The organism is Bifidobacterium apis, from assembly GCF_036986835.1.
GTDB classification, from domain to species: Bacteria; Actinomycetota; Actinomycetes; order Actinomycetales; family Bifidobacteriaceae; genus Bombiscardovia; species Bombiscardovia apis_A.
The window spans coordinates 1-22,761 of sequence record NZ_BTXD01000001.1 but is presented as its reverse complement, the minus strand read 5'-3'; the positions used below and the strand labels follow the sequence as shown (position 1 = coordinate 22,761).

At 59.8% G+C, this 22,761-nt stretch carries 15 protein-coding genes; 11 read left to right on the top strand and 4 right to left on the bottom strand.

What is annotated here, in order from left to right; translation table 11 throughout:
* Window positions 1–14: 14 nt before the first annotated feature.
* From recF to AACP62_RS00050, 6 genes are all read left to right on the top strand, one after another.
* On the top strand, window positions 15–1,256 hold the full coding sequence (gene recF, locus AACP62_RS00075) for a DNA replication/repair protein RecF (RefSeq protein ID WP_339345525.1): 1,242 nt from the start codon (window positions 15–17) through the stop codon (window positions 1,254–1,256).
* A gap of 8 nt (window positions 1,257–1,264) precedes the next feature.
* Window positions 1,265–1,750: a DciA family protein gene (locus tag AACP62_RS00070; protein ID WP_425332889.1), complete on the top strand. Its 486-nt coding sequence runs from the start codon at window positions 1,265–1,267 to the stop codon at window positions 1,748–1,750.
* Between the two features lie 292 nt (window positions 1,751–2,042).
* Window positions 2,043–4,091 carry a DNA topoisomerase (ATP-hydrolyzing) subunit B gene (gyrB, locus tag AACP62_RS00065; protein ID WP_339346482.1) on the top strand — a complete coding sequence of 683 codons (2,049 nt, stop codon included), beginning with the start codon at window positions 2,043–2,045 and terminating at the stop codon, window positions 4,089–4,091.
* A gap of 134 nt (window positions 4,092–4,225) precedes the next feature.
* Entirely contained in the window at window positions 4,226–6,853 is a 2,628-nt protein-coding gene (gene gyrA / locus AACP62_RS00060) for a DNA gyrase subunit A (RefSeq protein WP_425332900.1), read from the top strand.
* Between the two features lie 104 nt (window positions 6,854–6,957).
* Entirely contained in the window at window positions 6,958–7,578 is a 621-nt protein-coding gene (locus AACP62_RS00055; RefSeq protein WP_339345523.1) for a DUF3566 domain-containing protein, read from the top strand.
* Between the two features lie 58 nt (window positions 7,579–7,636).
* A complete protein-coding gene (locus AACP62_RS00050) occupies window positions 7,637–8,752 on the top strand; it encodes a VanZ family protein (RefSeq protein ID WP_339345522.1) in 1,116 nt (371 codons plus the stop codon).
* Here AACP62_RS00050 and AACP62_RS00045 read toward each other — a convergent pair.
* Window positions 8,698–9,651 (bottom strand): DMT family transporter, encoded by a 954-nt coding sequence (locus AACP62_RS00045; protein WP_339345521.1) that lies wholly within the window; start codon window positions 9,649–9,651, stop codon window positions 8,698–8,700. The two genes, AACP62_RS00050 and AACP62_RS00045, sit on opposite strands and share 55 nt — an antisense overlap.
* Before the next feature lie 299 nt (window positions 9,652–9,950).
* Here AACP62_RS00045 and AACP62_RS00040 point away from each other — a divergent pair, with 299 nt between their 5' ends.
* The 3 genes from AACP62_RS00040 to AACP62_RS00030 all read left to right on the top strand — a co-directional run bounded on the left by AACP62_RS00040 (window position 9,951) and on the right by AACP62_RS00030 (window position 13,413).
* Window positions 9,951–11,219 (top strand): MFS transporter, encoded by a 1,269-nt coding sequence (locus AACP62_RS00040; protein WP_339345520.1) that lies wholly within the window; start codon window positions 9,951–9,953, stop codon window positions 11,217–11,219.
* A 119-nt stretch (window positions 11,220–11,338) separates the two neighbouring features.
* On the top strand, window positions 11,339–12,049 hold the full coding sequence (locus AACP62_RS00035) for a LytR/AlgR family response regulator transcription factor (protein WP_029678392.1): 711 nt from the start codon (window positions 11,339–11,341) through the stop codon (window positions 12,047–12,049).
* Window positions 12,046–13,413, top strand: coding sequence for a GHKL domain-containing protein (locus AACP62_RS00030; protein WP_339345519.1), 1,368 nt, complete (start codon window positions 12,046–12,048; stop codon window positions 13,411–13,413). Before AACP62_RS00035 ends, AACP62_RS00030 begins: the two co-directional genes overlap by 4 nt.
* On the opposite strand, the gene AACP62_RS00025 is transcribed toward AACP62_RS00030, so the two are convergent.
* The 3 genes from AACP62_RS00025 to AACP62_RS00015 form a co-directional block, all read right to left on the bottom strand.
* Window positions 13,377–14,426 (bottom strand): glycosyltransferase family 2 protein, encoded by a 1,050-nt coding sequence (locus AACP62_RS00025; RefSeq protein ID WP_339345518.1) that lies wholly within the window; start codon window positions 14,424–14,426, stop codon window positions 13,377–13,379. The genes AACP62_RS00030 and AACP62_RS00025 overlap by 37 nt on opposite strands.
* Before the next feature lie 171 nt (window positions 14,427–14,597).
* Window positions 14,598–15,269, bottom strand: a complete 672-nt coding sequence (locus AACP62_RS00020) for a hypothetical protein (protein ID WP_339345517.1) — start codon at window positions 15,267–15,269, stop codon at window positions 14,598–14,600.
* Window positions 15,262–17,691 (bottom strand): glycoside hydrolase family 3 C-terminal domain-containing protein, encoded by a 2,430-nt coding sequence (locus AACP62_RS00015; protein ID WP_339345516.1) that lies wholly within the window; start codon window positions 17,689–17,691, stop codon window positions 15,262–15,264. The genes AACP62_RS00020 and AACP62_RS00015 overlap by 8 nt, the downstream gene beginning before the upstream one ends.
* A 422-nt stretch (window positions 17,692–18,113) precedes the next feature.
* Between AACP62_RS00015 and AACP62_RS00010 the strand changes: the two genes are divergently transcribed.
* A complete protein-coding gene (locus AACP62_RS00010; protein ID WP_339345515.1) occupies window positions 18,114–21,191 on the top strand; it encodes a glycoside hydrolase family 3 N-terminal domain-containing protein in 3,078 nt (1,025 codons plus the stop codon).
* 219 nt (window positions 21,192–21,410) lie between these two features.
* Entirely contained in the window at window positions 21,411–22,313 is a 903-nt protein-coding gene (locus tag AACP62_RS00005; RefSeq protein ID WP_339345514.1) for an alpha/beta fold hydrolase, read from the top strand.
* The last annotated feature ends 448 nt before the right edge of the window (window positions 22,314–22,761 follow it).

Sequence of the window (22,761 nt, the reverse complement as noted above, 5' to 3'; positions counted from 1 at the left end):
GAGGAACAATCGTCGTGCACATCTCCCGTCTGGTTCTGGATCACTTCCGTTCCTGGGAGCATTGCGTCCTCGATCTGGAGCCTGGGGTGACCATTCTGGAGGGGCGCAACGGCCTGGGCAAAACCAACCTGGTCGAGGCCGTCGAGGTCCTGTCCACGGGCGGCAGCCATAGGACCTCGTCCTCACTGCCCCTGGTAGAGCGTGGGCAGTCCAAGGCCACCATCAGGGCCAGGCTGGAGCAGGACGGGACCGCCACCGACTATGAGCTGACCATTGCCGCCAAGGGAGCCAACCGGGGAAGAATCAACGGCGGGCCTTCCCTCTATCAGCGTGACCTGGTAGGCCGGGTGCCCAGCGTGACCTTCAGCCCCGAGGATCAGCTGATGGTCTCCGGAGAGCCGGCAGCCAGGCGGGCCGTGCTGGACCAGGCCGGCAGCCAGCTCGATGACGACTACTTCCAGGTCCGGCAGGATTTTCGCCATGTGGCCAGGCAGCGCGCCGCCCTACTTAAGCAGCTCTCCCAGGCGGGCCATGACATCTCCGGTGATGGGCGTGACGCCGCCCTGTCCGGCCTTGAGGTCTGGACCGGACAGTTTATTCGCACCGGGTTGGATCTGAGCCGACGACGAGCGGCTCTGGTAGAGGCCTTGGACCAGCCCTTTAGTGATTTATATGGTCGGCTGGCAGGCCCTGGTCAGGATGCTCGATTGATCTACCGCCCCTCTCTGGAGGAGATCGGGCCCGATAGGCAGACCGGTCCCGAGGTCGCGGAGGCCGTCAGTCGTCACTTTCAGCGGATATACCCGGGAGAAGTGGCCCGAGGCACCAATCTGATTGGTCCCCAGCGCGACGATCTGGCCTTCACCCTTAATGGCATGCCTGCCAGGGAGTTCGCCTCCAACGGTGAGATGTGGACACTGGCCCTGGCTCTGAGGCTGGCTCTGCTGCAGGTGGTCAAGGATCGTCGCTCCCTGGAGCCCATCGTCATTCTGGATGATGTCTTCGCCCAATTGGATCGGGGCCGCAGGGATCAGATTCTGGACTTTGCCCGCCAGCAGGATCAGGTGCTGATCACCGTGGCCGCCGACAGCGATATTCCCTCTCTGCAGGGTGCACGGCTGGTGGATGTGTCCGGACTGAGGTTTGTGCAGCCATCCGATCCGGCTGCCCAGGATCCGGCCATCGCCAGTGCCATGCAGGACCTGCGGCGAACCAGAGGGACGGCCCATGACGACTCGGATAGGTCGGTGTCATGAAGGCGCCCATGGTTGAGACCTTGCACCTGGATCAGCGTCGCCTGCCGGCCCTGGTCTTCGAAGGCTGTACCCGACGGGCGGCCACACGTCGGCAACGGGAGGACAACTCCCGTAAGGCCTGGTATGCATTCGGCAAGCCAGGCCGCGACCCGGCAAGGCTGGGAGGCGTGGTGACCAGCCTGGCCGCCGGAAGCGGATGGACCAGCCATCTGAAGGTGGCGCGGCTGCGCAACCAGTGGGACAGTGTGGTGGGACCCGGCATCGCCGCCCATTCAAGAGTGGTCTCCTACCGGGAAGGTGTACTGATTATTCAGGCGCAGACCACGGTCTGGGCCACCCAGCTGACCTATCTGGTCCCCCAGCTCAAGGCGACAATTGTCAAGCGGTTGGGCATGCCGGTCAAGCAGATCAGGGTGACCGGCCCCCACAACTACAGCTTCCGCCGTTCGCGGTTCGATCCGCCGGGCCGAGGTGTGCGCGACACTTATGGATGAACCCGTAATCTGCGAATACCGTCTTCCCAGCTTTCTGTAAGCCTAAAGTCCCCTAGCGCTGGTAATCTATAGGTTATAGGGTCAAACGCTTCCAAGGCCCCTTTATGGACGATTTGGAACCTGGTGACCATGACTCGATCCCCCGCTCGACCACGAACGGAAGCTGCTTTGTCGTCAGTGGTCGACGATGGGGGTGCAGAAAGGACTATCCGTGGCAGATCTCAACACTGACCCGTCCCGGACCCCGCAAGAGGGCCGGGAGCATGAGGAGGACAAGCCTCAGGATGATGGCATGACGGGCCAGGATCAGCTGGACCAGCTGGACGACGCGCAGCTGGATGACTCGCTCTCCCCCGAGCATTATGACGCCAGCGATTTGAAGGTGCTGGAAGGGTTAGAGGCGGTCCGCGTCCGTCCCGGCATGTACATCGGCTCGACGGGCCCCAGGGGCCTGCATCACCTGGTCTACGAGATCGTCGACAACTCGGTCGATGAGGCCCTGGCCGGGTACGCCGACCATATTGAAGTCACCATCCTGCCCGACAACGGCATCCGGGTGGATGACAACGGCCGTGGCATCCCTGTGGACGAGGTGCCAGGCGAGGGCAAGAGCGGCGTCGAGGTGGTCATGACCAAGCTGCATGCCGGCGGCAAGTTCGGTGGCGGCGGCTACGCGGTCTCGGGCGGCCTGCACGGCGTTGGCATCTCCGTGGTCAACGCCCTGTCCACCCGGATTGACGTCCAGGTGCGCCGGCAGGGCTATCACTGGCATCAGAACTTCCGTAACCAGAAGCCCACCGCTCCCCTGTCCAAGGACCAGGCCATGGGGCCGGACGAGAGCACCGGAACCTCGGTGACCTTCTGGGCCGATCCCAAAATCTTCGAGACCACGGTCTACGACTTCGAGACCCTGCGCAGCCGCTTCCAGCAGATGGCCTTCCTCAACAAGGGCCTGCGGATCACCCTGACCGACCTGCGCCCCAATGACCAAACTGGCGACGAGGTGGCGGGCGAGGAGCAGACCCCGGAGCAGAAGGGCCAGTCCGTCAGCTACCAATACGCCAACGGCATCAAGGACTATGTGGACTACCTGGTCAAGGTCAGGAAGGCCACGCCTGTGGAGGCCGAGGTCATCGACTTCGAGGCCGAGGACCTGAAGCTGGGCATCTCCGCCGAGGTGGCCATGCAGTGGACCACCGCCTACTCGGAGTCGGTCCACACCTTCGCCAACACCATCGCGACCACCGAGGGCGGCACCCATGAAGAGGGGTTCCGCGCGGCTCTGACAAGCATGATCAACCGCTATGCCCGGGACAAGAACATCCTCAAGGACAAGGATGACAACCTCTCGGGCGACGACGTGCGCGAGGGGCTGACCGCTGTGGTCTCCGTCAAGCTGACCAACCCCCAGTTCGAGGGCCAGACCAAGACCAAGTTGGGCAACTCCGAGGCCAAGACCTTCGTCCAGCGGGTCATGACCGAGAGACTGAGCGACTGGTTCGATGCCCACCCAGGCGAGGCCAAGGCCATCATCCAGAAGGCCATGGAGGCCTCCCGGGCCCGGATTGCGGCCAAGAAGGCCCGTGAGAACACCCGTCGCAAGTCCATCTTCGAGACGGCTGGAATGCCCGACAAGCTCAAGGACTGCCAGTCCAGCGACCCCGAAGAGTGTGAGCTGTTCATCGTGGAGGGTGACTCCGCAGGAGGTTCGGCCATTCAGGGGCGCAACCCCATGACCCAGGCCATCCTGCCCCTGCGCGGCAAGATCCTCAACACGGAGCGAGCCAGCCTGGACCGCATGATGAAGTCCGACACCATCGAATCCCTGATCACGGCCGTGGGCGGCGGGTACGGCGAGGACTTCAACATCGACAAGGTGCGCTACCACAAGGTCATCATCATGGCCGACGCTGATGTGGACGGCGCCCACATCGCCACCCTGAACCTGACCCTCTTCTTCCGCTACATGCGGCCCATGATCGAGGCGGGCTACGTCTACGTGGCCATGCCTCCGCTCTACCGGCTCAAGTGGACCAAGGGGCCCCACAGCTTCGTCTACACCGATGCCGAGCGCGACAGGGTCCTGGCCGAGGGCAAGGCCGCTGGCCGGCAGCTGCCCAAGGGCGAAGGCATCCAGCGCTACAAGGGTCTGGGCGAGATGAGCTACCAGGAGCTCTGGGAGACCACCATGGACCCGGAACACCGCATCCTCAAGAAGATCCGCATCGATGACGCCGAGCAGGCCGACGAGACCTTCACCATGCTCATGGGCGACGAGGTCGAACCCCGGCGTCTGTTCATCCAGCGCAACGCCCACGACGCCCGCTTCATCGACGCCTGAGACGGACGCACTTCCCTTTTCACCATTTGAGCTAAGGATCGATTTTGGCAGACGATAACAACAACGACAACAGCCCGGATCAGGACGGCCTCAATCTGCCCGACGGGTCTCGAGAGCCGCTCAGCCCCCAGGAGATGGACAACACCGATTACGGCCTCCTTAAGGGTGAGCGGATTCAGCCCATTGACCTCCAGCAGGAGATGCGGGAATCCTATCTGTCCTATGCCCTGTCCGTGATCGTGGAGCGGGCCCTGCCCGATGTCCGCGACGGTATGAAGCCGGTCCACCGCAGGGTCATCTACGCCATGTACGACGGCGGATACCGGCCCGACCGTGGCTACAACAAGTGCTCGCGCGTGGTGGGCGACGTCATGGGCAAGTACCACCCCCACGGCGATTCGGCCATCTACGACACCATTGTGCGTCTGGCCCAGTCCTGGTCCATGCGCTATCCGCTGGTGGACGGCCAGGGCAACTTCGGCTCTCCCGGCGACGACCCGGCTGCCGCCATGAGGTACACCGAGTGCCGCATGGCCCCCCTGGCCATGGAGATGGTGCGCGACATCGACAAGGACACGGTCGACTTCATCCCCAACTACGACGGCAAGACCCAGGAGCCCACGGTTCTGCCCTCCCGCTTCCCCAACCTGCTGGTCAACGGATCAGCCGGCATCGCCGTGGGCATGGCCACCAACATTCCTCCGCACAACCTGCGTGAGGTGGCCAAGGGTGTGCACTGGGCCCTGGAGCATCCCGAGGCTTCCAAGGAGGAGCTGCTCAACGCCCTGATCGCCATCATCAAGGGACCCGACTTCCCCACCGGTGCCACCATTCTGGGTCACAAGGGCATCGAGCAGGCCTACCGGACCGGGCGCGGCCTGATTACCATGCGAGCGGTGGTCAACACCGAGGAAATTCGCGGAAGGATGTGCCTGGTGGTCACCGAGCTGCCCTACCAGGTCAACCCCGACCGGCTGGCCTCCTCCATCCGCGAGGCCGTGCGCGACGGCAAGATCCAGGGCATCGCCGACATGCGCGACGAGACCTCGGGCCGCACCGGCCAGCGCCTGGTCCTGGTGCTCAAACGCGATGCTGTGCCCAAGGTGGTTCTCAACAACCTTTACAAGCACACCCAGCTTCAGCAGACCTTCGGAGCCAACATGCTGGCCCTGGTGGATGGTGTCCCCAGGACTCTGAGCCTGGACGCCTTCATCCGCCACTGGGTGGATCATCAGCTGGATGTGGTCGAGCGACGCACCCGCTACCTGAAGCGTGAGGCCGAGGATCGCGACCACATCCTGCAGGGGTATCTGAAGGCTCTGGACATGATCGACCAGGTCATCGCCCTGATTCGCGCCTCCAAGGATGTGGAGACGGCACGCACAGGCCTGATGGAGCTGCTGGATGTGGACGAGGTCCAGGCCGATGCCATCCTGGCTATGCAGCTGCGCCGTCTGGCAGCCCTGGAACGGCAGAAGATCCTGGACGAGCATGAGGAGCTCATGCGCAAGATCGCCGATTACAACGACATCCTGGCCCATCCGGAACGTCAGCGCACCATCGTGGGCGATGAGTTGGACGAGATCGTTGACAAGTATGGCGACGAGCGGCGTACCCGAATCGTCCCTTACTCGGGCGAGATGAACGTGGAGGATTTGATTGCCGATGAGCAGGTGGTGGTTACCGTCACTCACTCCGGCTTCGTCAAGCGGACCAAGGCCGACGAGTACCGGGCCCAGCACCGCGGCGGCAAGGGCATCCGCGGGGCCAGGTTGCGCGAGGACGATGTGGTGGACCACTTCTTCCTGACCAGCACCCACAATTGGCTGCTCTTCTTCACCAACAAGGGCAGGGTGTACCGGCTCAAGGCCTATGAGTTGCCCGAGGGGTCCCGCGACTCCAAGGGGCAGCATGTAGCCAACCTGCTCCAGCTGGGCCCAGGTGAGCGGATTGAACAGGTCCTTTCCCTACACGGCTACGACGATGCCGACTACCTGGTTCTGGCCACCCGGACCGGACGGGTCAAGAAGACCCGCCTGGCTGAGTATGATTCGCCCCGCCAGGGCGGTCTGATCGCCGTGCGGCTGATGGAGCTGGGCACCGTTACCGACGAGGAGGGACAGGAGGTACCCCAGAGCGATGAGCTGGTGGGTGCCGCCCTCTGCAATGCCGATGACGAAATCATCCTGGTCTCCCGCAAAGGCATGAGCGTGCGCTTCCCGGCCGACGACTCCACCCTGCGGCCCATGGGTCGGCAGACCGCCGGCGTCCAGGGCATGCGGTTCCGCCCCGGCGACGAATTGCTGAGCATGGACGTGATCGCCAGTGAGTCCAGCGATGACCTGCTGGTGGTCACCGACGAGGGCTTTGCCAAGCGAACCGCGTTGAACGAGTACCGCCTGCAGGGCCGTAACGGATACGGCGTCAAGGCCATCGCCATGGTGGAGGGCCGGGGATCCCTGGTCGGCGCCCTGGTGGTGAACGAGGACGACCAGATCATGGCCATCATGAAGTCCGGCAAGGTCATCCGCTCCGATGTGGCTGAGGTCAAGCGGACCGGTCGCAACACCCAGGGGGTCACCCTGGCCAAGCCCGACAAGGGTGATGAGATTCTCTCCATTGCCCGCAATGCCGAGCGTGATGATCAGGAAGAGGACGCCGGTCAGAGTGACCTGGCTCCCGCAGCTCCCCTGGCAGCCAAGGATCAGCCCATTGCAACCACCGGAACCGGCGACGGCCAGAGCCTGACCCAGGAGGACTGAGTTGGTCCGCTACCAGTCTGACAAGACTGGTAGCCTCATAAGAAGTCATGCAGGCCCAGCGGCGGTATGCGCGGGCCATTGAACGCAAGGATCAAGGAGTGCCGATGAGCCAGGATGATCAGAAGCAGGTCAAGGCCGGCAAGCTGGGCGCTGGTAAGTCCCAAAAGGGGAAGACCAAGGCTGATGAATCCGCACAGGATGAGTCCCGTCGATCATCATCGGTCACTCCCCCGGCTCCTGCAGCCGGCAGGACGGCATCGGGACGTTCCGCAAGAACCACAGCCTCGGCTGCCGATCCGGTCAAGGTATCCTCATCCCGTCCTGTTCGTCCTGCGGCTTCGGCGGCGCGCCCTCATGTGCCTCGGGCCCGGCGTATGCAGCTGTCCCTGACCCGGCTGGAGCCCTGGTCGGTGGCCAAGGTCACCTTCCTGCTGGCCATTGCCGGGGGCATCATTCAAGTGGTGGCCGCTGCCCTGCTTTGGTTCCTGCTCAACGCCATGGGGCTCTTCGACAACCTGACCCAGGTCATCTCCAAGACGGGCCTGGACGCGGGCGGCTTCGATCTGGGCCAGGTGCTGAGCCTGGGGACGGTCCTGAGTTCGGTGACCATTTTCTCCATTTTCGAGATTGTCATCGTAGTGGTTCTGGTCACCATTTTCGCCTTCCTCTACAACCTGGTCAGCTCCCTGGTGGGCGGCATCCACGTGACCTTGGGCGACGACTGAGCTCCTGGTCGGCGCAGTCAATCGGCCGATAGGGCCGAGAGCGATTTAGACTGGAATTGTGCTCTCGACATACTTGGACTACTTCAGCGGCTCCTTTGGCATATCTCTGGTCTTTTGGCCCTTGGCCTCGCTGATTCTGACCCTGCCCATTCTTGCCCTGATCTACAACCGCTACCACCGGCTGCGGCTGACAGCAGCCATGGCGGCCTACCTGACCGTCCTGTACCTGCTGGCCTTGGTCTTCTTCACCCTCTGGCCCATGCCCGACGACCGTGCCGCCTTCTGTGCCACCCATCATCTGAGCCCCCAGCTCAACCCCCTGCAGTTCCTGACCGACCTGAGCACAGGCGGGCGGATGGCCATGCTGCAGATTCTGCTCAATGTGGCTTTCTTCCTGCCCCTGGGATTCATCATGGGGCGGGTCTTCCGCTGGCGCTTCATCCTGGCCCTGCCGGTCGCCCTCCTGGTCTCCCTCTTCATCGAGACGGCCCAGCTGACCGGTGTTTTCGGCATCGTGGGCTGTGCCTACCGTCTCTTCGACGTAGACGACCTGATCTGGAATACCTCAGGCGCCATAATCGGCTACCTGGTGGCCATGGCGGCCAACAAACTCGTTCCCACCCGTCAGGCTGACGCCGCCCAGCTGGTCACCAACCCCGGGTTCATACACCGTGCCGTCTCCCTGGCCTTGGATCTGCTCCTGGCCACCATCCTGTCCATGTCCCTGGGGATGGGCGTGACCTACGCGGTCCATCGTCTGGGCACCTATCAGCTGGATGGTCACTACCGCTTTGGCGGGCTGCTGATCGCCCCATCCGCTCTGGACGTGTTCGGGACTGTGGTGGATCTGGCTATGCTACTGATCTTCGAACTGCTCATCCCCCTGCCCCGCCGGGGACGGACGTTGGGCGCCACCTTCACCCATATGACCGTCGAGACCAAGCAGCGGCATGGCTGGTCCCGCTTCCTCTTCTATCTGTTGAGGACTGCAGTCATCCTGGCCGTCTTCGGCCCCTGGACCGGCAACGTTCAGATTGCAACGCGCATCTTGGCCCTGCTTTTGTTGGTCTTCTATCTGATCAAGCGGCAGATGCCCTACGACCTCTTGCCCGGGACAGCCTACCGGGCGGAGGACACAGGTGCAGAGAAATCCGCCGACGACCGGCGGGGATGAAGCCTGACCTCGGACAGGATGATGGCGGCGAAGATGATGGCGAAGCCCAACAGATGGGTGGCCGTCAGCTCCTCGTGCAGGACCAGGACCGAGACCAGCATGCCGAACAGGCTCTCCGAGCACAGGATCAGCGAACCCTGGGCGGCTGGAACCCTGGAAAAGGCGATGTTCTGGAAGTTCTGGGCCATCAGGGTCGAGATCAGCGTCAGATAAATCATGGAGCCAAGGGTCGAAGGCGTGAAGTCGGCCGCAGTGGGCAGAGGATCGAAGATCAACGCGCAGATCAGGAAGAGAATGTCTCCGAAGAGCAGCTCCAGGTAGGTCAGCGTGGGCGCATCGAACTTCTTGGTCAGGAAACCGGTGATTACCAGGTTGACCCCATAGAGCAGGGCGCCGGCCAAGGTCAGCAGGTCACCCGTGCTCAAAGACAGCCCCTGTCCCCCGCCATGGGCCGGCAGCGAGATCAGAGCCACGCCCAGGATGCAGATGGCAGCAGCGACAAAGTGGCGCAGGGCCGGCCGTCGACGGGCCATGATCCAGACCAGGAAGGGCACAAAGATGCAGTAGGTGGCCGTCAGGAAGGAGTTGCGGCCCGGAGCGATGGTGGTCAGCCCCATCATCTGCAGGCTGAAGGCCGCCCAGTAGCTGACTCCCAGAATCAGCCCCGGCACCAGGGTGTGTATGGCCCCGGTCCTGCGCAACCGTGGAAGCAAAAAGGGCGTCATGATGACGATGGCGCACAGGATCCGAATGCCCATCAACCAGCGCACGGTCAGGGTCTCCATGGCAACCTTTTCGAAGGTGTATCCGGCCCCCCAGGCGGCCGCGGCCATCAGCAGCATCAGGCGGGCCAGCCAGGTGGAGGGTTTCCAGGACGAAGAGGGTGCGGAGGTAGACATGTTTCGACTCTAACCGTGCCCGCCCACAAGTGAGAATTGATTCGCAAGACATGTATACATCCGACTATTGAGTCCAATGCCGACTTGCTCCACCAAGGCGTCCTATACTGCGAATGTGGCGTCTGGACTGAGTAGTTCCAGTGTCCAGTCTGTGCACATAGGCGTGCAGACCGACTGATTGCAAAAGGAAAGAGAGAGTAGTTCAAACTATGTTTGCTTTTCTCAAACCAGCCCCTCCTGCCAAGGTAAAGGTTCCCGAAAAGAAGATTCCTGCGACTTATCGTTCCTATCGCATACGGGTGTTCTTCAGCATCTACCTAGGATATGCAGGGTACTACATCATCCGCTCCAACTTCTCTGTGGCCTCTCCCTACCTCAAGCGCAACTATGGCTTCACTACGGCGGACATCGGATTGATTACGCTCTGCCTGGCCGTCTCCTACGGCATCAGCAAGTTCGTCATGGGCATGCTCTCCGACAAATCCAACCCTCGCTACTACATTGCCACCGGACTGGTCCTGTCTGCCCTGCTCAACCTGATTTTTGGGGCCACGGCCAGCAAGGGGGTCATGATGGTGCTCATGGTCCTGCTGGGTATTTTCCAGGGCATGGGGGCACCTGCCGCGCACAAGTCGCTGTCCAACTGGTGGGCTGAGAAAGAGCGCGGTTCCTTCGTGTCCATGTGGAACACTTCCCACAATCTGGGCTCGGGCACTGTGGCGCCTATTGTGGGCGTAGCCCTGGCCGCCTTCGGACCTCACATGTGGAAGAGCATCTTCTTCGTCCCCTCGATCATCTCGCTGATTATGGCCCTGCTGGTTGTGCTGCTGGGAGCCGATACCCCCGAGTCTGTAGGCCTGCCGCCCATCCAGGAGTACAAGGCCGAGGAATATGAGGACGAGAACATTGATGCCGCCAAGCTCCAGACCCATTCCGACCTGTCCATTGTGCAGATTTTCCTACGGTATGTGGCCTCCAATCCCTACATTTGGGTCCTGGCCTTGTCCAATGCCTTCGTCTACATTCTGCGCTACGGCGTGCTCAACTGGATCCCCATCTACCTGAACGAAGCCAAAGGGTTCTCCCTTGCTCAGGCGCGCTCCAGCTTCGCGCTCTTCGAGTATGCGGCCATCCCGGGGACCATCCTGATCGGCTGGATGAGCGACCACTTTTTCCATGGCAAGCGCGCCGGCATGGCTGCGGGTCTGATGGCCCTGCTGGGGGTTGTCTTCCTGGGCTACTGGGCTTCCAGCGACCTTTGGGCTATTGACCTGGAGATAGCCCTGATGGGCATCTTCGTCTACGGACCGCAGATGTTGATTGCCGCTCTGACCATCGATCTGGCGCCACGTTTTGCCATTGGCAGTACTACCGGGTTTGTAGGCCTGTTTGGCTACATATTCGGCGAAGCCACTGCCTCCTACGGGATCGGTGCGCTCGTAGGCAAATCGGGTTGGAACGTGGGCTTTGGCATTATTGCCGTATCTGCCCTACTGGGAATCATCTGCTTCCTGATTCTGACCCGGGCCGAGCGCTACAAGACCGCACGAGTGGTTGAGACTCACTGAGCCCGAGTTCGGCTTCGGGCAAGCGAGGTCTGCCATGCGGACATCTCCGATATCATGGAAGAACGGTGATAACGGCGGCCATGGGTCCTTGGTCGACGGGATAAGGAGTGTGCGCCAGGATGATCAGAATCGCGGTGGTGGATGACGATTCCATCAGCTGCCGAACTATGGTCAATTACCTGAGCCGCTACCGCAAGGAACGCCATGAAGAGCTGACGGTCAGCGTCTTCACCGACGGCAAGGCCTTTGCAGACGGTTATCGACCCGTGTATGACATCCTTCTCCTGGACATTCAGATGACGCCCATGGACGGGATCGAGGTGGCCCGCAGAGTACGCGCTCGTGACGAATCTGTGGTCATCGTCTTCATCACTTCCGCCCCCCAGTACGCCATCAACGGCTATGAGGTGGGCGCTCTCTCCTACCTGCTCAAGCCGCTGCCCTGGTTTGCCTTCTCCCAGGAGCTGGACCGGTCCATCGCCCAGGTGCGCGGCCGCGTGGATCTGTCCATCCTGATCACCGAGGGTGCCCGATCCACCCGGATTCCCCTCAAGGACATTGTTTTCATCGAATCCGTCCGCCACAGCAGCGTCATCCACACCTTGGACTCCTCGCTGACCACGAACAGCACCTTGAAGAGTCTGGAGGGCCAGCTGGACCAGCGGGGATTCTTCCGCTCCAACTCCTGCTACCTGGTCAACCTGGCCCACGTGACGGGCATGGAGGACCAGGACTGCATCATGTCCACCGGCCAGCGGTTGCGGGTCAGCCGACCCCGCAAGAAGTCCTTTATGACGGCTCTTACCGCTTACGTGGCAGGTCGGTCATGACCGCCACCCACATTCTCAACGCCCTGCCCGATATCCCTAGGCTCTATACGGCCATCAGCGAATGGCTGGGTTGCCTGGTCTACCTGTTGGCCATCGGTCCGAGAATCTCTCGCCTGCGGATGGCGGCGGTCCTCCTGCCTGGCCTGGCTGTGCTGATTGTGGTCCAGTACTGGGCTGGTACCCTGCCTATAGCCTTCTGGATCATCAGCATGTGCCTGGCCGTGGCCTGCATGTATGCCATCATCATGCTGGCTTCAGGGTTGGGGGCGCTGGACGGGGCCTATCTGCTGGCCCGTGCCTTTGTGCTGGCTGAGCTGATTGCTTCCCTGCACTGGCAGCTGGACTCCTTCATGCGGCCATCCAGCCACAGCCTGTATGACCCGGCCTCCCTGATTCTGCTGGTCCTGATTTATGGCGGTGTTGGGCTGCTGGCCTGGGTGGCGGAGCGGCGCAACTTCGCCGATGCCCAGTCTTCTGTGCCTGGACGCAGCGTCTTCATAGCCGCGGTCATCGCGGTGGTTACCTTCGCCATGTCCAACCTGAGCTTCGTCTCCACCAACACCCCCTTCTCGGGTCGGGTCGGCCTGGAGGTCTTCTACATCCGCACCCTGGTGGACCTGTGCGGGTTCGCCATGCTCTACGCCCAGCAGGAACAGCTGCGGGAGAGCCATACCAGCGCCGAGCTGGCCTCCATCAACGCCCGGGAATACAGCCAGCACCGGGAGTATATACGATCCAAGGAAAATCTGGAGGCCATGGGTAGGCTTGCCCACGACCTCAAGCATCAGATTGCGGCCCTGCGCTCGCAGATGGACCCTGAGCGTAAGTCCCAGGACTTCGAGGAGCTGGAGGCTGCGGTCGGGCGGTACGGGTCGCAGCAGCACACCGGCAACCCCATCCTTGACGTGGTCATGTCGACCAAGGAGCGCATTTGTTCTGAAGAAGGGATCACCCTGACCATGGTGGCCGACGGCTCGCTCTTGGAGGGGATGGCGCCCATGGATGTCTCCACCCTCTTCGGCAACGCCTTGGACAACGCCATTGAGGCCTTGAGAAAAGTCAAGGAACCCGACCACCGCCTAATCAAGGTGGCCCTGTACGCTCGAGGACAATTCGTGGTGATTCGCATTGAAAACTACTTCACCTCTCCTCTGAATTGGAAGGGCAACGGCGAGCTGGCCACTACCAAGACCAGGACCGACGATGGCCTGCATGGGTACGGTGTCAAGTCCATCCGGCACATAGCCCACCGCTACCAGGGGGAGATAACCCTGCGCACCGAGCATCATTGGTTCAGCCTCTGTGTGCTTCTGCCGAGGGAAGGCGATCAGTTGAAGCCCATGGCGGCTTCGGCGGCCTTGTAACCCAGGCGGATGGCCAGGCGGCCCGGCCTGCCCGGCATGTTGATCATCCGGCATAGCAGGGTGGAGCGAACGTCGGAGGCGATGGCGGGGGAGCGGTGCTCCAGCCTGCTCCAGAGCATGTCTTTGTTCCTGTAGTTGCTGGGCTTGCGAGAGAGTATCAGGAAAACCGAGGTCACCACGCAATTGATGGACAGATAGTGGATCATATAACGATAGAGTCCACGGGGAACCGTCCCCGGGTCAGGCGTCGAATCCGCCATGAGCCCATTGACCAACAGCAGTTGTGAAACCCGGGCGATCATGATCGAGGTCTGTACCGACTGGCCTTGGCGACCGGTGTGATAGCGGTAGAAATTCGTATCCAGGTAGAGCAGGGTATGCACCCAGGGCAGGGGTTGATAAGAGTAGATGAAGTCCACATAGTAGGTGTGCTCGGGCAGGCGGGTGTGGGCCTGGCGAAGCACCTCGGTGCGCAGGATCAGGGCGTGCATGATCATGTACTGTGCCAGCCCGAACCGCCGTAGGTGGTTCCAATCCAGCACCCGCCCCGGATCCATGACGCTGCGGAAATTGATGACCCGCTTATGTTTGCGGCCTTCCTTCTCGTAGACGTAGTTGGTGACCACCATGTCCACTGGATTCATACGTCGTGACTGGTCACGCAGCTGGTTCAGGACCAGACTCAGGGAGGTCGGATCCACCCAGTCGTCGGCGTCGACCACCTTGACGTAGCGACCCCGGGCGGCTGCCAGACCGGTGTTGACCGCACCGCCGTGGCCCTTGTTGGTCTGCCTGATCAGACGGACAGTGTGCGGGTGGCGTTCCCGGTATGATCGCACTACCTGTGCCGTGGCATCAGAGGACCCGTCATCGACCACGATGACCTCCAGATCGTCCCCTTCCCGGCTCAGGAGCGAATCCAGGCAGGTCGGCAGGTGCTGGGCCATGTTATAGGCGGGGACGATGAAGGTGAGAACGGGCGGGCTCGTGGAGGCCGGGCGGTCAGCTGTCATGAACGATCACTTCGCAAAAGAATGGGTCGGCGGGTATGTCGGTGGGGTTGCCGTAATCCCGCCGGCGGCCGTTGCGACCACTGTACATGATGGGTTTGAGGGAAAGGCCCCACCCCTCTGGCCGCCGATGCATGCCGGTTCATTGACAGCCGGGGAAGTGGGGCCGGAATTTTACTGGGCGCTCGCCTCGGACTCGGTGGGCTCCTGACGGAAGATGACCTTGAAGATGGGGAAGAAGACCCAGAAGGAGATGGCCGAGTTGATGATCATGGTGACCAGATCAGCAACGGTGGTCCCCAGGCCACCCCAGTTCAGGGTGTGCTGGAAGAAGCCGTAGATGGGGTCCTTGTACCAGCCCTGCAGCGCCGCGGCGATGATGGTGATGATTACATAGGCCACCAGATACCAGAAGGCTGCCTTCCAGACCGAGGAGTTGGATTTGAAGGTGATGTTGCGCTGGAGGAAGAAGTTGATGACCTGGGCGATCAGCAGGGTGATCTCCACAGCGAGGAAGTAGGCCAGGCCGCCCCCGCCGCCGTGGCCGATGGATCCGGCTGCGTAGTCGAACAGGTAGTAGGGCTTGCCGCCGACGGTTCCCATGCGCCAGATCTGGAAGTTGGTGCCCACCAGGGAGGTGCCGTTGAAGATGGCCTTGAGCACGGGCATGAGCACCAGCTGCAGGACGGTGACCCCGTTGGACAGTATGAAGAAGACGATGAACTGGGCCAGGGTGGTGTGCCGGTCGCTGAACCGCTGCCACCAGCGGACAATCGCCCACTGTGAGGCCGTCGTCGCCTTCCCCTGGGTCGGCTGTCCAGCCTGCTGGCTGTGCTGATCACTCATGATTGAGCTCCTTTCCGGTCCTGCGGTTGGCGGACATGTTTCTGAAGAATCCGGCGATGAATCCGCCCAGTCCCCGCCATAGGTGGCCGTTGGGGATGCGCACGATAGCCTCGACCATGGCCGTGTCAATCAGCCCATTGGTCATCTTGGCCATGGCCCTGGGAGGCATGTTGAGCAGGAAGAGGGTGTTCAGGTCGGGGTTGCCGTTCTTGGCCTCGTGGCGGCTCTCGCTCTTGGCCAGGAAGTTAGCCACGAACCTGGCCAGGGCGCTTCTGGAGTCCTTCCAGGATGAGAGCGGATCGTTGACACCGAAGGTGCTGAGGGCGCCCTGTCGGACCACCGGGTGGCCGAAGAGCGCTGTCACAGCGGAATCGTCGACCTCCTTTACCCGGCCGGTCAGGTAGGCACCCAGGGCAGGGTCGGGACTCTGCGGGTCGACGGTTCCCTGGACGGACAGACGTCCACTCAGCTCCATCTTGCGGGCGTCGGACCCGATCATGATGGTCCAGTCACCGGATTCAACCTGCCAGGAATTGCTGGCCGTATCGAAGTGTCGGAAGGTCATCTGGTCGAAGTCGATACGGACCTGAGTTGACTGGCCGGCCTCCAGGCTGACCTTCTTGAAGCCCTTCAGTTCGCGGAGCGGCCTGAGCACGCCACCCGTGGGCGCCTGGACGTAGAGCTGGGGAACAGTGGCCCCCTGCCTGTCCGAATCGTTGGTCAGGGTGAAGGTGGCTCCCTTGTCGTCCACGGACAGATTGGCGTAGGTGAAGTGTGCATAAGACAGGCCGTAGCCGAAGGGGAAGCGTTCCTCCACGTCGGCAGTCAGGTAGTAGCGGTAGCCGACGAAGGGGCCCTCCCGGTAGATGGATTCGTGCGCTGGGTCGGGGTACCAATCGGCGCTGGGGCAGTCGGCATAGGACTTGGGCCAGGTTTCCGCCAAGTGGCCGGAGGGGTTGACCCGGCCGGTCAGGATGTTCAAGGTGGCTGAGGCTCCAGCCTGCCCGGACAGCCCTATATAGAGGACGGCATCGCACTGGTCGATCCAATCGGTGGTGACGGGGGAGCCCGCCACCAGGACGACCACCAGGGGCTTGTCTGTCGCGCCAAGAGCCTTGATCAGGTCGACCTGGTTGCTGGGAATGTCCATGTGGGAGCGGTCCAAGCCCTCGGATTCGCTGCGTTCATCCAGGCCCACGCAGGCGACAATCACGTCAGCCTGCCCAGCCGCAGCCACGGCCTGGTCGATTAAAGACTGGTTCTTCTCGCCATGGCGTTCGTAACCCTGGCTGTAGGAGGCCAGCTCCAGGCCGTCGCCGTTGCCCTGCCTGAGCAGGCCCAGCATGCTCTCCTGCTTGGCTGCGTTGACCTTTGAGGACCCGGACCCCTGGAACCGTGGGGTTTCGGCCATATCCCCGACCAGGGCGACCCGGGTGCCGGCGGCCAGTGGCAGACGTCCCTCCCGATTGACCAGGAGGACAGCGGATCCCTCGGCAATGCTTTGTGCAACCTGATGGTGATCCCGTATCTGTTCTGCGGTCAGGTTCCCATCAGGATCCATCTCAGAGTGGTAGGTCAGCTTGGCCAGCCGCGCCACCTCTTCGGCCCGGGCATTCAGGTCGGCTTCGTCCAAGCGGCCCTCCTGCACTGCCTTGGCAACCTGGCGCACGGAGTCATATCCGGCCTGGGGCATCTCCAGGGAGGAGCCATTGGCGGCTGCGGCGACTGCACTGTTGGAGCCACCCCAATCCGAGACCACCATTCCGTCGAAGCCCCACTCCTTGCGCAAGATGTCCTTGAGCAGGTGGGCATTCTCGTTGGCATAGGTGCCGTTGACCATGTTGTATGAGGTCATGATGGCCCAGGGGTGGGCCTGACGCACTGCGATTTCAAATCCGGTCAGATAGAGCTCACGCATGGTGCGCTCGTCCACCACGGAATCGGATGCCTGGCGGCGCAGTTCCTGGCTGTTCATGGCGAAGTGCTTGGGGGTGGCGGCCACGCCCTGGGACTGGATGCCTTCGATCAGGCCTGCAGCCATATGACCGGCCACCTGGGGGTCTTCGGAATAGTATTCAAAGTTTCTGCCGCACAGGGGGTTGCGCTTGATGTTCATGCCTGGACCCAGAACCATGTTGACGCCCAGGCTTCTGGCCTCGCTGCCCAGCGCTTGGCCCATGGTCTTGGCCAACCCCGGGTCCCATGAGCAGGCCACGGTGCCCGCTGTGGGGAAGCAGGTGGCGGGCTTGGACTTGCCCATGCCCAGGTTGTCCCCTGATCCGGTCTGGCGGCGCAGGCCGTGTGGGCCGTCGCTTAGGACCATGCTCGGGATGCCCGCCCTCTTCAAGGCACGGGTTGCCCAGGTGGATTTTCCGGAGAGCAGCGATGCCCGTTCCAGAACTGTCAGATCCTTGACTTCCATAGTGTTCCTTCTCCAAACAACTTCCGCCGGTACGCCGCAATTTCAATCTTGCTCTGTTTGGATATGAATATCGTCAGACGTATTCCGGTTGCGGCAACGATGATTTCGCATCAATTGTTTTGCCACATTTCGCTGTTCATTATTCAGCGAAAACCAGTGGCGCCAAGGAAGAACTCCATAAATTGTCATTTTCCTGGCATAAATGGTTGAAAAGCTGAGCGGCAATCATGAATATTCGCTGTGCTTTTTGCGGCGTAGACAAAGCAATTCCGACAATTTAAGTGGAAGAAAGAACAATTCAGTCATTTTATGGACCAGCGGATTCTGTAGTTTTTTATCATTCATTTGAATTGGCGATCGGAATACCCGGTTCTCGGAGGTGATGCAGGGATTACCGCGTCAATGCCAGAGAAAGGAATTCAATGAAGAAGGCAAGAATAGTGAGGATAATCAAAACGATTGTCTCCATTATATTCGCTGTGGCACTCATTGTTGGTTTAATGCTTGCAAACCCCCAGCTAAAAACCAACAAGATTCTGTCAAACATTATGAACTACAACAGGCAGAGTATCGATAATTCCCAAATCAAGGATAAAAATCTCGACCTGAATTATTACAAAGCCGATTACAATGTCGATACCATCAAAGCTGCCGAAAACAGGCTGGCTTCGAATATCGCTGAACAAGGTACAGTTCTGCTGAAAAATCAGGACGAGGCCCTGCCCCTCAAGTCAGGTGCCCATTTGAGCCTTTTCAGCGCCAATAGCGTGAAGGCAGACGGTGCCAACATGCTGACTAAGTCTAAGGGTGTTACTGCCAAAGATGTACTTGAGCAGGAAGGGTTCAAGGTCAATGACAAACTCTGGCAGTTCTATAGCAAAGGTGCAGGCAAGAAATACGGATTGGCTGCGGGATCCGTCAACTTTGGCGATGGTGAAGACTTCCGCATCAACGAGGCTTCTATTGATGTCCTCAAGCGTGAGCCTGGATTGTTGGATTCGGTTAAGGGCACAGTTCCGGTCTATTTACTGAGCCGTGTAGCCGGCGAAGGCCGTGATATGCCTCGCTCAATGTATAACCATGCAAGCTCGGACCAGGACAAGCGAAAGACGTATCTAGAGCCAGATTCCAACGAGCTTTCTGTTCTAAACTATCTGAACCAGAATTTTGACAATGTCGTCCTAGTCATCAAGTCCAATGCAGCCCTAGACCTGGGCTGGCTGGATCAGTTCCCTCACATCAGATCGGTAGTCTACTCAGAGAACATCACCCGCCAACTGGCAGGCGTTCTTTCTGGCCGACTGAATCCATCAGGCAGAACGGTCGACACTTTCGCACGGCATGCGCTCGACTCCCCTGCTGCGCACAATTTCGGAGATTACCAGTATTACAACAAGCAGGGCAAACCTACGAAGTACAACTATTTGACCTATGCGGAAGGCATTTACGTTGGCTACCGCTACTATGAAACACGTTATGAGGACAAGGTCCTCGGTCAAGGGAATGCAGGTGACTTCGACCATGCTCGCGAAGTCATCTATCCCTTTGGTTACGGTCTGAGCTATACCACCTTTGACTGGCGAGACTTTCACATCAACCAGGAGGGTGATCGGTTCGTGGCTTCTCTGGTGGTCGAGAACACCGGTAATCGCCCCGGTCGTGACGTGGTTGAACTTTACGCACAGAGTCCCTATACCGAATATGACAAAGCCAACGGCGTGGAAAAGTCTGCAGTCGACCTTGTCGGATACGCAAAGACCCCGCAGCTGCAGCCTGGAGCCCATACAAGCGTTAAGATCACTTTCGACCGAAGCCAGCTTAAGGCCTATGATGCTAAAACGGCGAAGACTTTTATATTTGACGCAGGCGAATACCGCTTCACTGCGGCCCATGATGCTCATGATGCAGTTAACAACATCCTGGCCCAGAAAGGCCGCACCATTAATAATGGCATGACAGATCCCGGCAATCCTTCGCTAGTTGCCTCGTATACTCCGACCAACGCTCAGGTGGATGTCGCGACCTTCTCCAAAGATGCAAAGACGGGTAAAAAAATCACGAATCTATTCGATTTTGCCCGGGCTGACACCACTTATCTGAGCCGTGCCGATTGGACAGGAACTTTCCCCAAGCATGATGGCGTTCCATCCGACCAGATCAGCACTTGGGGCGGTGAGATTAATGGCGAGAAAGACGGTCATCCCAAGGCTTACACGTGGAAGAAGACCGCTGATGATAGTTTGATCGCCAAGCTAGATGGTCATGACTCAGGCACACCGGTTGCACGACGGTCCATACATACCCGTCCGGTTTTCGGCAAGGACAACAAACGCAGTCTGATTGAGATGCGCGGCCTTCCATATGAGAGCAAGGAGTGGGATGCCTTGCTTGATCAGATGACCGAGGATGACTACTGGAAAGTCACTATTGACGCTGGCTACGGTTTGGACTTCATCAAGTCAGTCGGAAAGCCTTACAACATGGATGCCGATGCAGCAACTGGTCTAGTCTATGGCGGGACCGGCAAGACATTCCCCAACGTAATGATGCTTGCCCAGTCCTTCAATCATGATTTGGCTGAGCAGTTCGGCAAAATGATCGGCAACGAGGCCCTGCTGGGTGGTGCCAGTGGATGGTATGCCCCATCAATGGACATCCACCGTACACCTTTCAGCGGCCGTAACGGCGAGTACTATTCAGAGGATCCATTCCTGTCAGGTAGTACCGCTTCAGCGGAAGTTAGCGGAGCCGCATCCAAGGGTGTCTACTCCTATATCAAGCACTTTGCGCTCAATGATCAGGAGGATCATCGCGGGGATCGACCGGGCAACTTCAGTGTGGCCACTTGGGCCAACGAGCAAGCCATCCGGCAGATTTACCTGTCGCCCTTCGAGGCCTGCATCAAGGCACCGGAACTCCCCATGAAGTACGTGAAAAAGCTGCCCGATGGTTCATATAAACAGGCTATTGCCAAAGTTCCCGCAGCTATGGGGGTCATGAGTTCCTTTAACCGCATCGGAGCAACCTGGACCGGTGGATCCTACCAGTTGATGACGAAGCTCCTGAGGCAAGAGTGGGGCTTCAACGGATTAGTTATCACTGACAATGCCAACACCGGTGTGTTTATGAGTCCCTATCAGATGATTGAGGCTGGTGCGGATGCAAAGCTACTGAATGTGGATAAGGATCCGACTGGTGAGAAGTTGGACTTCAAGGATCCTGCCACCTACCAGTACGCGCGCCAGGCAGCTCACCACATGCTCTATGCCGTGGCCAACTCCAAAGCCATGAATGGGGCTATGCCAGGCAGCCGATTCCGCTACTTCAACGTCATGAATGTGGTCCGGTACAGCCTTAATGTAGCTGTCGCTGTCATTATCCTGCTGTTGGCCTGGTTCACTTTCCGCAGGCACAGCAAAACAGTGATTGCCCGCAAAGAGGCCAAACGGGCTGCCAGGATGCAGAAGCGCCAGGCACAGAAGTCAGACAAAGCCATCTGACCGGGTACGGCTGGGCATTCAGAGTCTCGGCGCTAATGCCTAGCCGTTTCCTTAAACGGCTATATCGCGCGGAGTGTCATCGCCGCTCTGTTCCCCGGTTATCTGCCCTCGCATCGAATTTCATGCGCTGTGCATGACAAGCGGCCATGGCGTCGGTAGGCTATGAGCAGTGGGGATGAGAATAATCAGATGTCATCCCGTTCAGAAGGGTCATCAAAGGTGTCCACACTTTCTCGGCTCTACGCCGTGCATATCAACGGTGCCCGCATGGTCTTCTCCATGAACCCAGCATCGCCGGGTGCCCCCATAGTGCTCTATCTGCATGGGGGCCCGGGCGACGCTTGCATTCCCCTGACCATGCGCTACAACGCGGCCTTGGAGCGCGATTTCCGCTTCATCAACCTGGACCAGCGGGGCAGCGGGCTGTCCTACCATCCCTTTGCCCCTGGCGAGGTGGTGACCATCGATTCGATGGTCGAAGATGTTCACCAGTTCGTGCTGAAGCTGCTTCGAGCCTACGGACAGGATTCCCTGATTCTTATCGGTCATTCCTGGGGCAGCGTCCTAGGGCTGGAGATGGTGAAGCGCTATCCGTCGCTTGTCCGCTGCTACATCGGCCTTGGACAGGTTGTCAGCATGCGCGCCGCCCTTCAGCTAAGACGGCATTGGGGGCAACAGAATCTGGGTCCTCGGCTTGCTTCGATCGTCAGCAGGGAGAGTGGCGCTGCTGATATGGTGCTGCTGATCAATGAGCTGCTGTCTCGTGGCGGGGTTGCCATGCTGTTCAGATCCTGGAAACGGATCATGACCTATCTACGCTCGCCCTACTACAACTGGTCGCGTCTGCTCAACCATGCCAAGGGGGTGGCTCAATCCCGCGCTCGCTTGAATGCAGAGCTGGAGCAGGTCGATTTCAGCGGGCAGACTTCTTTCGGGGCGCCGGTATATTTCATCAGCGGCAGGTACGACCGTCATCTGCCAGGTATCCTGGTTGAGCGGTTTGCAGATGGGCTGAAGATGAAGAGCCCACATCGGTTCATCCGCTTTGATCGTTCTGGACACTGCCCACAGTGGGATGAGCCAGAACGGTTCGCGGCGACGGTTAAAGCCCTCTGCCTGTAGCGCTCTATTGATAAGCCAAGGCTGCTTTGCCGATCGTACCCATTCGCATGGTGTAAATACATGCTGCACACGACGAAATCTACTAATATGAGTCATTGAAGATATTGGTTTGAGCCTCGCTGAAGAGTGTGCGGGGTTCCTGGATTAACGAAGGTCGATGAAACGGGGACTATGTCGATGAAAATCGACACGCCGTAGAATCCCCGGAATCATTGGGTTCCTTCGATATTCTTCTATGCCAATTTGCGGGACAACCCAACTTCGTGTAGGTTTACATCTTGCTGCCCGGCAGTGATGAGAACTCTTCGGAGGGCTTGGAGCTGTTGGTGTGGTGGTGGTTTGAGAACTCAAGAGCGTGTTTGTGCTACTTATAGCTTTTTGATTGCCAGTCCGATGCCCGCCCGGCTGTTGTCGGGTACGTGGGAGCGTTGTGAGGGGTGTCGGGGTT